The 12,192-nt window shown below is 44.5% G+C and carries 9 protein-coding genes; 8 read left to right on the forward strand and 1 reads right to left on the reverse strand.

All coding sequences use genetic code 11. The features are described 5' to 3' along the window. Nucleotides 1-4: 4 nt before the first annotated feature. The 5 genes from BVI01S_RS10705 to BVI01S_RS10725 are packed head-to-tail and all read left to right on the forward strand — an operon-like array spanning nt 5 to nt 7,890. Complete coding sequence (locus tag BVI01S_RS10705; RefSeq protein ID WP_034756085.1) at nt 5-1,495, forward strand: DUF8809 domain-containing protein; 1,491 nt, start codon at nt 5-7, stop codon at nt 1,493-1,495. Between the two features lie 5 nt (nt 1,496-1,500). After that, entirely contained in the window at nt 1,501-2,502 is a 1,002-nt protein-coding gene (locus BVI01S_RS10710; RefSeq protein WP_034756082.1) for an AAA family ATPase, read from the forward strand. Beyond that, nucleotides 2,499-3,362 carry a DUF58 domain-containing protein gene (locus BVI01S_RS10715; protein WP_051758158.1) on the forward strand — a complete coding sequence of 288 codons (864 nt, stop codon included), beginning with the start codon at nt 2,499-2,501 and terminating at the stop codon, nt 3,360-3,362. Before BVI01S_RS10710 ends, BVI01S_RS10715 begins: the two co-directional genes overlap by 4 nt. A gap of 9 nt (nt 3,363-3,371) precedes the next feature. Beyond that, a complete protein-coding gene (locus tag BVI01S_RS10720) occupies nt 3,372-5,132 on the forward strand; it encodes a vWA domain-containing protein (RefSeq protein WP_061810129.1) in 1,761 nt (586 codons plus the stop codon). After that, a complete protein-coding gene (locus tag BVI01S_RS10725; protein ID WP_061810130.1) occupies nt 5,116-7,890 on the forward strand; it encodes a VWA domain-containing protein in 2,775 nt (924 codons plus the stop codon). The genes BVI01S_RS10720 and BVI01S_RS10725 overlap by 17 nt, the downstream gene beginning before the upstream one ends. Before the next feature lie 36 nt (nt 7,891-7,926). Here the strand turns inward: BVI01S_RS10725 and BVI01S_RS10730 are convergent, their stop codons facing one another. Next, the gene (locus BVI01S_RS10730; RefSeq protein ID WP_082804712.1) at nt 7,927-8,793 is read right to left on the reverse strand and encodes a mechanosensitive ion channel family protein; all 867 of its coding nucleotides are present in this window, start codon (nt 8,791-8,793) and stop codon (nt 7,927-7,929) included. A gap of 345 nt (nt 8,794-9,138) precedes the next feature. Here BVI01S_RS10730 and BVI01S_RS10735 point away from each other — a divergent pair, with 345 nt between their 5' ends. The 3 genes from BVI01S_RS10735 to BVI01S_RS10745 all read left to right on the forward strand — a co-directional run bounded on the left by BVI01S_RS10735 (nt 9,139) and on the right by BVI01S_RS10745 (nt 12,190). Next, nucleotides 9,139-9,681 (forward strand): peroxiredoxin, encoded by a 543-nt coding sequence (locus BVI01S_RS10735; protein ID WP_034756074.1) that lies wholly within the window; start codon nt 9,139-9,141, stop codon nt 9,679-9,681. Nucleotides 9,682-9,774: 93 nt separating this feature from the next. After that, complete coding sequence (locus BVI01S_RS10740; RefSeq protein ID WP_034756071.1) at nt 9,775-10,230, forward strand: TlpA family protein disulfide reductase; 456 nt, start codon at nt 9,775-9,777, stop codon at nt 10,228-10,230. Nucleotides 10,231-10,435: 205 nt separating this feature from the next. Beyond that, nucleotides 10,436-12,190 (forward strand): ABC transporter ATP-binding protein, encoded by a 1,755-nt coding sequence (locus BVI01S_RS10745; protein WP_034756069.1) that lies wholly within the window; start codon nt 10,436-10,438, stop codon nt 12,188-12,190. Nucleotides 12,191-12,192: the final 2 nt, after the last annotated feature.

The following is a 12,192-nucleotide window of genomic DNA, read 5'->3' on the forward strand; positions in this document are numbered from 1 at the left end:
GAATATGGACGCGAATTTTCTTAAATTACTGAACCAATTAAGAAAAAAGATCTTGATCAGGCAAATTTGGTATGTCTTCCAGCTCCTGCTTGTTTTCGCAGGGGCATTTGTCCTGTGCTTGATCACTTTGGCGTCAGTCATCATCATCCCCTATTGGGATAAAATGCTTTGGATCGGGATCCTTTTCATTGTCGTATCCGGAGTGGTGATATCTTTTCCCAGAAGGGTAACCTTGAAGGAAAGTGCCCTGTTTTATGATCGATTCGTTGAGGATGATCGGGTCACAGCGGCTTATAGCAGTCTTCGCAATGGTCATGTATTATCCCCGCTGATCATCCGGGACGCACTGGTCAAAATGAGAGAAACCCCTCCAGATATGAACATGTACCGCAGAAGAATCATCCAGCCAAGGTTGATGATTTCTACCATCCTCCTTGTTTTCTTATCCCTGCTGATTTTCACTCAACGGGATGCCACTTTTCAAGAAGCGAAACGATTAGAGAAGGAAAAGGAGATCATTGCCCAATCAAACAGCAGAATAACCAAACAGGCAAATAAGAAAGAGAATGCCTCTATCAAAGAAAGGCTGTTAAAAGAAAACGAACAGCTTAAAGAAAAGAAGGCAGCGACAGAACGTTATGAAGAAATAAACAAAAAAGTCAAAGAACTGTCCCTTCAAAAGAAAACGATGGAAAAACAGAAGGCTAAACTGCAGGAAGTGAAGAAAGAGTTGAATGGATTGGATTTCCCCGATATAAAAGAAGCCATACAAGAGACTGACAGTGATAAACTTCAGCAAAAGGTTAATCAACTATCAGAGGAACAGAAAAGGCAGTTGCTTGAGGTGATGGAAAAGCAGGGGATTGCCTCCTTAGAAGAATTGGCGAATGTATTGAAGGAATCGGAGGGGTCCAACCAACTAAATGAAATAGCCAACCTTCAGGAAGAGATGCAGAGGGAAGCCGACCTTTTAGGTAAAGCAATCGGGAAGAGCAGGACAACTGATCAAGGACAGGCAACTCAAAAAACGCCTTCCAAACAGAAGGGAGAGGCGGCTTCATCCACACAATCCAACAGCCGTTCTGAAGCAAATAAACAGAATGCTTCTTCTACTAAAGGGAGCGGGGCTACAAGCTCTTCCGGACAAAATGGCCAAGGAGCAGGAACGGGTTCAGGCACCGGGAAAGGCAGCAGCGGCAAAGGAAACGGGACCGGGGCAGGCTTTGGACAAGGGGATAGGGAATGGCTCTCCGTTCCTGAAAAAACAGGCGGGGAAAGTCGTATAGAACTTGATGCGGGAAAGTTGGGTGATGGGAAGAAGGGAGATCAGTTCCAGGCAAATGGGCCGGTTCAAAAAGGGTCTCTGAGGCCATATGAAGAAGTGTATCAACAGTACTATTCCTCGTATCGGAGCGGAACAGATCGAGCCACCATCCCTAAAGATCTAGAGCATATCATCGAATCGTATTTTAGTGAGATTGATCCAGGAGAGTGAAAAGGATGAACATAGAAGAAAAGGAGCAACAGTTCAAGGAAGCATCAAAGAAGATAGAGGAAGTAAAAGCAGAGGTTCAGAGATTCATTGTAGGACAAGGGGATATTGTAGAAGCGGTGCTTTGGACCATCCTGGCGGGAGGACATACTCTCCTTGAAGGACTGCCGGGGGTAGGGAAAACCATGCTCGTAAGGTCTCTTTCCGATGTGATGGATCTCAGTTTCTCCCGCATACAATTCACCCCCGACCTGATGCCTACGGATATAACAGGCACCATGGTCATGAAACAAGCCCGTGATGATGACCATCCTTTTACCTTTCATGAAGGTCCATTGTTCCATCACCTGGTATTGGCCGATGAGATTAATCGTTCAACGCCCAAAACCCAAAGTGCCTTACTCGAGGCCATGGCCGAGCATACGGTGACCGTGGTCGGGGAAACGATGACGTTAGAGAAGCCCTTTTTTGTCCTGGCAACTCAGAATCCCATCGACCTTGAAGGGACGTACCCTCTACCCGAAGCACAGGTCGACCGTTTTATGAGTAAAGTACTCGTTTCCTATCCTTCCAAACAAGAATTGAAACAAATCATCAAGAGAACAACGGGAACCGAGAAAGTCTTTCTTGAGAAAAAGCTAAGCCAACGGGAGCTCCTGACGATTCAGGCCCTTGTGAAAGAAATTGTCGTAACAGATGAAATGATTGATTTCGCCATCGACCTCATTGACGCCACGCATCCGGCCTGCGAGAAAACAACCGGAGGAATCAAACAATATGTCGAGTATGGGAGTGGACCCAGAGGGCTGCAGAACGTCATATTAATGGCAAAGGCCCGAGCGTTGACACATGGCAGATACCATGTGTCAACAGGGGACATCAAACAGGTGGCCCCTCTCGTTCTGAGACACCGGATCATCCTCAATTTCGAAGGTGAAGCCACGAATGTGCATACCGATGACCTTATACGGGAATTAATTGATTTTGTTCAAAAGGGTGATCATCTATGAACTTTCACAGCCAGTTTTTAGCTCAGCTCAAAAGGCACAGGATCAACGGTGCCAGCTTGAAGATGGGTCACCATAAAGGCTCCCGCCTGGCAACCTACCAGGGCAGTTCCCTTGAATTTTCCGATTATCAACTCTACAAACTTGGTGACGATGTCAGGCAAATCGATTGGAATGTGTATGCAAGGACTGAAAAAGTCTATATTAAGAGGTATTTGGATGAGAGGGAATGTAAGATTCACATTTATCTTGATTGCACCAACTCCATGGTATCAGAAGATAGAAAATGGAAGAGAGCAAAAGAATTGGCAGGAGCACTTTCCTTCCTCGCCCTGTCAAATGACGACCGACTCACCCTGCATTGTGTAGGGGCCCGAAAGACTTTCATGAAGAAAGGGCCCCGGGACGCAAAAAGCATTCTCTTTGATATTGGACAGCTTTCACCTGAAAGTCCCGGAGTCACCTCGTTTTATGGGGAAATGATAAAAGGCGTCAGAAACAATCGCTCGATTTCCTTTATCATCTCGGACGGTATGGAACCTATTTCTAGGATTGAGGATGCCCTTAGAAGACTGTCTATAAAAAAGGAAATGACCTATTTCATTCAACTGTTGCACGAGGACGAGCTTTCGCCATCTTATGAGGGTGATGTGAAATTGATTGATAGTGAAAAGCATCAGGAAGTGAATGTAACATTGAACCGCAATGTAGTGGATCAATATCAGAAGCGTTTAGTGGAACACAACACAATGATTGAGTCATTGTGCAAGAAGTGGGGATTCGGCTATAACCGGACAAACTGTCTGACCCCATTGAACACAGTATTCTTTAAGGATTTCAAAGAAAATGGATGGATTCGCTGAGGTGATGGTATGGGAATAGGAAATCCGGTCTTTTTTTTCTTTTCAATTTTCATAGCAGCCGTCATTTTAATGTACTTTTTCCGGAAGCAGTACCGGGCTCTTATTGTGCCTTCCAATCTATTATGGGAGGAGGTCATGAAAGAATGGCAGGCATCACCATGGTTTCATCGATTACAGAGAAATCTCCTTTTACTCCTGCAGGTGCTCATACTGTCCTTGTTGATGTTCGCCCTTGTCAAACCATATACTACCGAGGATTTGAAGAAAAAAGATCATGTCATCATTATATTGGATACCTCTGCCACCATGAATGCCTCACAGGACGGGGTATCCCACTTTGAACTGGCTAAAAGGGACATTCACTCACTGATAAAAGAAAGTGAGGGTGACATCACTATCTTGGCCGTGGGGAATTCCATTTCCACCGTTGTTTCAGAAGAATCAAACGATCAAGTGGTATTCAACCGATTGGAGAATATTTCGGTAACAAATGATCATGAAGATATGAAGAAAGCTCTTCGATTGGGTGAGGCACTTGGGAAAGGCTCGTCATCGGTCATTCATGTCTATTCTGACTCGTTGTTAAAAACCGATTATAAGGAAGAAACAATACATACACCGATCAAGGTTCATAACTTCATACCCCACCCGAAGAATGTTTCTCTTACAAGCTTCGGAGTGGAAAAATTGGGGACGGCCTATAAGGGAGTCGCCGTCGTTGAAAATCAAAGCGACGAATTACTATCAGGGACGATCACCATATATGATGATAAAAAAGAAGTCATATCTAATCGACTCAAGATCGGTGCAGGGAAGGAAGCCGTCATTCCCCTGGATGAATTACCTTCAAGCCCGGTATTAAAGGCCAAAATCGACTTTCAGGATGATTATAGGGGAGATGACATCCTTACCAGTGTTCAGACAACATCAAAACCTGCCGTCCTTGTGCTGGGGGAGATCAACCCTTTCCTGCTAAAGGGTTTTCAATCACTTGGCGTAAATGTGAAGACAATTGAAGAAAACCAGATGAAAACAGGTGATGAAATCATTGTGACAACGAAGAAGAAATGGAAAGAGCTATCGGCCGCCAACCCCGCCCTGATCATCCCTGGACCATCGGACACGTCCACTGCTCTTACAACTGATGTGGAAGTGAATGGTGATGACCCGCTTTTAAAGCATGTTGACTTTGAAAAAGTATTTGTTGAAAAAGCAGGTTCCATCGGGTTAAAAGAATTGGATACCGCCGCTCAGAGTGGTTCCGTACCGCTTATTCAGAAAGGTGAAATGAACGGGGCGAAAATGGTGGTCCTGAACCTTCATCTAACTGACACAGACTTTCCCCTGCACCCGGGATTTCCGATCTTTCTTCACAATGCCTATCAATATCTATCAGAAGATGGAGGATTCATCGGGTATTTTCAGCCGGGAGAAGAAAGGACTGTTCCACTTGCCACAGGGGATTGGGATATCTACTCGGGCGATGATGAATTTATTAAGAAATCGGACCAGGGGGACTGGTTTAAAGCTCCTCTGACCCCAGGGGTTTATCAAGCAGTACAAGGAGACGTGACGAAGTATTTTAGCGTCGTACTTGACGACAGAGAAAAGAAGCCGGGAGGCGAGGCATTTTCATTGGAACCAACAGAAGATAAGGGAGAAGAAGAGAGAAAAACCATTCCCCATAACCTTTCTTCCTGGTTTCTGGTGTTGGCGATCCTGATCTTATTTATAGAGTGGGAGGTGTACAGGCGTGGGAATCGAGTTTGAAGAAGTACTCTGGCTATTGCTCCTGATTCCACTTGGGTTGGTTCTCTTTCTCTTCGCGAAACAGGGGATGAATCGGAAGGAAAGAAGGCTCATCCTGGCATTAAGAGGATGCGCCATGGTCCTGTTGATCTTTGCCCTTGCCAATCCGTCCCTTGTTTTACCCGAAAAGGCAAAGCCGGTCATCTTCTTGGCAGATCGCTCCGCTTCTGTATCCCTGCAAGAAGACCGTATCCTTGATTTGATCAATCGGGGTGTCCATTCCAAACATGAACGGGACCGATACGGTATTGTTTCATTTGGTGAAAATGCGGCAATCGAACAGACGGTTTCAGATGAGAGGGAATATCCTGAACTGGTGGGGGAAATCAAGGAAGGAAATACAAATCTTCAGGAAGGGTTGGAATACTCATCGAATCTCCTCCCCCGTGGCGGGAGGATCATCGCCATGACAGACGGGAAGGAAACGATGGGGGGAGGGGGGGATCTCATTCCTTTATTAAAAGGAAAGAAGATCGAGGTTGACTGGATGCCCATCGCCTCCGATACGAAGGAAGATGTTTCCGTAACTGATGTGTCTGCTCCATCTGTCCAATATAAAGGAGAAGAAACAACTCTCAATGTCAATACATACAGCACGACCAAAAAAGAGATTGAAATGCGCATTACTTTGAATGATCAACTGATCATTAAGGAAAACCTTCAGGTGCAAGAAGGCAACAACGAGTTTCAGTTCAAGCATGTAGTCGATCAATCCGGATTACTCGTGTATAAGGCAGAAGTGTTCTCTAAGGGAGATGGGAGTCCGGAAAACAATACACTCTACCACCTGGCACGCTCAGAAGGAGCCGCAAAAGTCATGCTGGTGGAAAACGCCGGCGGGGAAAGTGCATTGGCACCGTTACTAAACTCAGCCGGGTTTACCGTCGATGTATATAAACCGGAACAACTGCCCGGCAAGCTGACATCCTATCTGCAATATCAAAGCATCTTGTTTGATAATGTAGCTGCCACAAGCATCCCTGAGGAAAAAATGCTTTTAATAGAAAAAAGTGTAAAAGAGTTTGGGAGAGGATTCATTATGTTCGGTGGTAGTGACAGTTTTGCCCTTGGGGGATACTTTAAGACACCGATCGAACGAATACTTCCCGTCGATATGGATGTGAAGGGGAAGAAGGAACTACCTTCTCTTGGTCTGGTGATCGTTCTGGATCGCTCCGGCAGCATGGACGGGCAAAAGCTGGCCCTTGCAAAAGAAGCAGCAGCCAGGACCGTCTCCCTCCTAAGAGATAAAGATACGCTGGGAGTCATTGCCTTCGATGACCGGCCATGGGATATCGTCAAAACGAAGCCGCTTACTGATCGTAAAAAAGCAGAAGAAAAGATTCGTTCCATTTCGCCAGGTGGCGGGACAGAAATCTACAGCTCCCTTCAGCAGGCTTATGCGAGTCTTGAGAATCTACCACTAAAAAGAAAGCATATTATTCTTTTGACAGACGGACAATCAGCCACCTCAGGGAGTTACCAGACACTTGTAGAAGACGGCCATGATAAACAAATCACCTTATCCACCGTTTCAATAGGAGAAGGGGCTGACAGAGGCTTGCTGAACGATCTGAGTCAGTGGGGAAAAGGAAGATTCTATGATGTCACCGATGCCAGCGTGATACCGAGCATCTTGACAAGAGAGACCGTGATCACGACAAGGACCTATATAGAAGATCAACCATTTTATCCAAGGATTACATCATCGGATTGGTCGCCCCTATTTAAAGACGGTGTTCCTCAGATGAATGCTTATATTGCGACCTCCCTGAAAGGGACTGCCCGCATGGAAATGGAGAGCGAAAAGAACGATCCGGTACTGGCTACCTGGAGATATGGTCTTGGTCGATCATTCGCTTTTACGTCGGACACGAGTGGGAAATGGACGGGTGATTTTGCTCGGTGGCAGGGGTGGCCGGCATTTCTCAATGAGCTTGTAACACGCTCGTTTCCTGATCTTCGTTCAAATCCTTTCGCTATCGATGTGAAGGAAGAAAACGAAAATACCCGACTAAAGTTGTCATCGTCCGAGGGGGACATCTCACCACTTGAGGTGACGGTCCTGTCTGAAGATGGAAAAATGATTCCCGCAACAACCAGGATAAAGGCACCGGGGGATTATGAGGTCATATTTGAAGAACATTTATCACCGGGTCTGTACAATATGAATATTGCCAAAAGGGGGGAGGATGGTGAAAGCACATTTCAGACAGGTTTCTCAGTCCCTTATTCGAAAGAGTACTCTTTCAAGGGAGGATACCAGTCACTTGATACAATCGTAGAGGAGACGGGGGGAAGAAAGGCTTCTTCCGTGAAAGGGGCATTCAGGGACCTGCATGAACCCTCGTTTACAGAACGGTCCATTCAAACCATTCTCATTACGGCAGGTTTCCTTTTATTCTTTTGTGAGATTTTTATAAGAAGATTCGGGGTTGGACCGATTATGATGGTGGTTGACCTGATTAAACCACGGAGGACGTCACAAGAGATGAAAGAGGAAACAAGCATCGAACAGCTTGGCAGAAAAGTCAACAAGGAGCGCTGGAATGATGAGCGGAAGGGAACTGACCGTCGGCCAACCTTGGAAGTGACCAAAGAAGATAGGGCATCCGCCAAAAAAGTGAAACGGGAAAAGAAAACAGCGGAACCTGAAGTGAATGGTGATGACGTGCGACTGAAACGTCTTCTTGAGGCAAAAAAGAGAAGGGAGAAATAAAGAAAGAGAAGGCAGCGCCTTCTCTTTTCCGTTACATCAATCTTCTTTTTTCTCGATATAAACCTGGTGAGGATAAGGAATTTCGATCCCATTCTGATCGAGGGCTTCCTTCAATGCTTTACGAAGCTTTCGTTCCACGCCCCATTGCTCCATGTTCTTTGTTTTGCATAATACCCTGAGTACGACATCAGAAGCACCCAGTGTCTGAACACCTAGCACATTCGGGCCATCGACAATGTTATCATCTTCCTGTGCAATGGTATCGCATACTTGCTGAAGTACGACCATTGCCTTATCGATGTCATCATCATAAGAAATACCGATATCGACAAGTGCCCTCATGTTTCCACGTGAATGATTGCTGACACTCGTGATTTCCCTGTTCGGCACATAGTGAAGGGTCCCATCAAAGCCGCGGATATGAGTCGTCCTTAAACCGACCTCTTCCACAATTCCTGAGAAGCTGCCCGTTGTCACATAATCGCCAACGTCAACCTGCTTCTCAAGAAGAATGAAAAAGCCGGTGACCACGTCACTTACCAACCCCTGGGCCCCGAACCCGACGGCAAGTCCCACAATACCGGCTCCTGCAAGGATCGCGGTCACCTGGATACCGAAGATTTGCATGATCGTTACGAAGAAAACGAATATCAGGATATAGCCGACAATATTTTTTGAAAGACTTTGTAATGTCTGAGCACGACCAACTGATACATCATTTCTCTTTCGATATTTTTCAAAGATCCTTTCAATCACTTTGTTCGCCGCACCTTTTACAATGATAAAAGCGATCCAAATCGCTAAAATTTGCAGTGCCCCTATACCAATCGACACTAAAAGACCGCCCCAATTAAAATTGGATAGTCGATCACTTAAAGCGTTTAAACCAATTATGTATTCCAAACCAAAACATCCTTTCCTATTAAATAATGACCATACTAGTATACACAATACCCCATAGGTTATGTCAAAGGAGATCCCCCATAAAAAGCATACTGATTTATTCCCTGGTGGATAATTAATAAACTTAATCCTGGCAGACAGTAGAGACTAAATGACATCTGTTTTGGGCAAAACAACTAAGGGATGATGGAAACAAATTATAATTATTATAATATTGAATTAATTATAATTGACTAAAAAAATCCAATCCTATATAATGATATTTGTGAGTTGAAATGGACAGGCTTATAAAGCCATCCTTTCACAGACATTATTTCATCAAACACTCATTGGAGGGATTTATTCATGGCAGAACGCATGGTTGGTAAACAGGCTCCACGTTTCGAAATGGACGCTGTAATGCCAAACAAAGAATTCGGTAAAGTTTCTTTAGAGGAAAATATGAAAAACGATAAGTGGACAGTATTGTTCTTCTATCCAATGGACTTCACTTTTGTATGTCCGACGGAAATCACAGCAATGTCAGACCGCTACGATGAGTTTGAAGACTTAGATGCAGAAATCATTGGTGTCTCTACAGACACTATCCATACACATTTAGCATGGATCAACACAGATCGCAATGCAAATGGAATCGGTGAACTGAAATATCCACTTGCGGCAGACACAAACCATTTTGTATCCCGTGAGTATGGTGTTCTGATTGAAGAAGAAGGTGTGGCTCTTCGTGGCCTTTACATCATCAACCCTGAAGGAGAACTTCAGTACCAGGCTGTATTCCACAACAATATCGGCCGTGACGTGGAAGAAACATTACGTGTACTTCAAGCGCTTCAAACCGGCGGACTTTGCCCGGCGAACTGGAAACCAGGTCAAAAAACTTTATAATTGTCAAATGAATAAAGGCCTAACCGTTTGTTGTTAGGCCTTTTTTTTACTCATAAATGACCATCTAAACAGAAATTAAAGGAGGCAATCGTAATGAAACTGCGTGAACCTATGCCGGAACTCTCCGGCGCTACTGAATGGTTGAATGGAGAAGTGACAAAGAATGATCTCATTGGAGATAAACCGACCCTGATCCACTTCTGGTCGATTTCTTGTCACCTCTGTAAAGAAGCCATGCCCCAAGTCAATGAATTCCGTGACCGATATAGTGATAAACTGAACGTAATGGCTGTTCATATGCCCCGTTCAGAGGAGGATTTAAATCTGGACGAAATCAAAAAGGTGGCTGCGGAGCACGATATCACTCAACCGATTTTTGTGGACAGTGAGCATAAATTGACAGATGCATTTGAAAATCAATACGTCCCTGCTTATTATGTATTTGATAAAGACGGGAATCTCCGTCACTTCCAGGCAGGAGGAAGCGGCATGAAGATGCTTGAAAAGCGTGTGAACCGTGTGCTGGATGAAATGAATAAAAGCGAGTAGGGATCAAACGTAATATGGAGAAGAGATCGGTCAAAAGACCGATCTTTTTTTGTGGTTTCATTTTTACAATATAGATGAATAGTAAGATTTGAAGGAGAATTCACAAAAAGGAAAAAATTCTAAAAAAAGGGTAGATAATTATTTCGAAAGCCGATATATTTAGTAGTACGTTGTTTTTTAATGGAACACGGAGGGGAGAGAAAATATGGATACATTTAAAAAATTAAAAGCCTTTTACTGGCCTTATAAAAGGCATTTTATCATTTCAATGATTTTCTTGATTTTTGTTACAGGGATCACAGTGGTATATCCTATGATCTTACAAATTACAATTGATGATGTTATCCTCCAAGGGGAATATAAGTGGATTCCATACCTTGCATTCGGATTTATCGGCATCATGGTCGTGAAAGGGATCGCCACATTCATCCAACAGTACAACGGGGATCTATTCGGAATCACATCGGTCTACCGTCTGAGGAACGAATTGTATGAAAAACTTCAATTCCTCCCATTCAGTTATTATGATAACGCCAAGACAGGGGATTTGATGTCACGCTTGACGGCGGATGTAGAAGCTTTCCGCTTTTTCTTATCATTTGGTTTCTCGGAATTGCTCCGCTTCTTCCTGTTGGTGACGATCAGTTTTGGGGTGATGTTCTACTATTCACCATCATTGACGTTTGTCACCCTGGTTTCCCTGCCTTTTCTGGCCATTGCCGTATACAAATTCGATAAGGCGGTCCATCCTGCATTCCGCGGTATCCGAAAGTCCTTCGGAAAGCTGAATACGAATGTCCAAGAAAATATCTCAGGGATCAATACGGTGAAATCACTGTCCCGTGAAAGTTTTCAAATCAATAAATTTAATCAGTCCAATGGTGATTATAAAGATAAGTATCTTTTCACCTCGGATATTTGGGCAAAATACTTCCCGCTCATGGAATTCTTAGGGAATGTGAGTGTCGTGACACTCCTTGCATACGGTGGATATCTCGTCATGAATGGAAATCTACAACCAGGTGAGCTTGTCGCCTTCTACAGTCTGGTCTGGTATATCATCTGGCCAATCATGAACCTTGGATTCACAATCAACCTTTTTTCCCAATCCAAGGCGTCGGGAGAGCGATTACTGGAGATTTTGGAAGTGGATGAGAAGATAAAGGATCATAGTGGTGTCATCCATGTTGATCGATTGAAAGGCGAAGTGGAATTCAAGGACGTATCATTGAATTACACGGTGCATGACGAAGCAGCCCTGGAGGATATTTCCTTCAAGGCAGAACCAGGCAAGGTCATTGGTCTGATCGGGGGGACCGGATCAGGGAAAACGAGTATCACCCAGCTGATCACACGTTTCTATGAACCGGATAATGGAGAGATCCTCATTGATGGAAGGGATGTAAAAGATTACTCGCTAAAATCACTCCGTCAAAATATCGGATTCGTACTACAGGAGTCATTCTTATTCTCCTCTACCATCAAAGCCAATATCTCTTATGGTCGACCGGAAGCATCCATGGAAGAAATCATCGAAGCAGCAAAACGTGCCGAGGCACATGAATTCATCTCCGATTTGCCTGATGGGTATGACACAAGACTGGGAGAAAGGGGATTGGGTCTTTCAGGCGGTCAGAAACAACGGATCGCCATAGCACGTGCGATCTGCACGGACCCGTCGATCCTCATTCTCGATGATGCTACAAGCGCCGTGGACATGGAAACGGAATTCAGAATACAAAAAGCGCTGAAAGAAGTCATGTCCGATCGTACGACCTTCATCATCGCACACCGGATTTCATCGCTTAAACATGCCGACGAAATCATCGTCCTGGAGAACGGGAAAGTGGTTGAACGAGGGGTTCACGATTTCTTACTGAAAAATAACGGACCATATCAGCGAATCTATGATATTCAATACCAAGACCAGAAAAAAATATTACAAACTCAGGAAGGGTAGGT

The sequence above is a fragment of the Rossellomorea vietnamensis NBRC 101237 genome, from assembly GCF_001591825.1.
Lineage (GTDB): Bacteria > Bacillota > Bacilli > Bacillales > Bacillaceae_B > Rossellomorea > Rossellomorea vietnamensis.

What these genes read in the sequence shown, in the direction of transcription:
- BVI01S_RS10735 (WP_034756074.1), top strand. Translation starts at nt 9,139, where the DNA reads ATGGCAGAACGCATGGTTGGTAAACAGGCTCCACGTTTCGAAATGGAC.
- BVI01S_RS10745 (WP_034756069.1), top strand. Translation starts at nt 10,436, where the DNA reads ATGGATACATTTAAAAAATTAAAAGCCTTTTACTGGCCTTATAAAAGG.
- BVI01S_RS10720 (WP_061810129.1), top strand. Translation starts at nt 3,372, where the DNA reads ATGGGAATAGGAAATCCGGTCTTTTTTTTCTTTTCAATTTTCATAGCA.
- BVI01S_RS10740 (WP_034756071.1), top strand. Translation starts at nt 9,775, where the DNA reads ATGAAACTGCGTGAACCTATGCCGGAACTCTCCGGCGCTACTGAATGG.
- BVI01S_RS10715 (WP_051758158.1), top strand. Translation starts at nt 2,499, where the DNA reads ATGAACTTTCACAGCCAGTTTTTAGCTCAGCTCAAAAGGCACAGGATC.
- BVI01S_RS10705 (WP_034756085.1), top strand. Translation starts at nt 5, where the DNA reads ATGGACGCGAATTTTCTTAAATTACTGAACCAATTAAGAAAAAAGATC.
- BVI01S_RS10710 (WP_034756082.1), top strand. Translation starts at nt 1,501, where the DNA reads ATGAACATAGAAGAAAAGGAGCAACAGTTCAAGGAAGCATCAAAGAAG.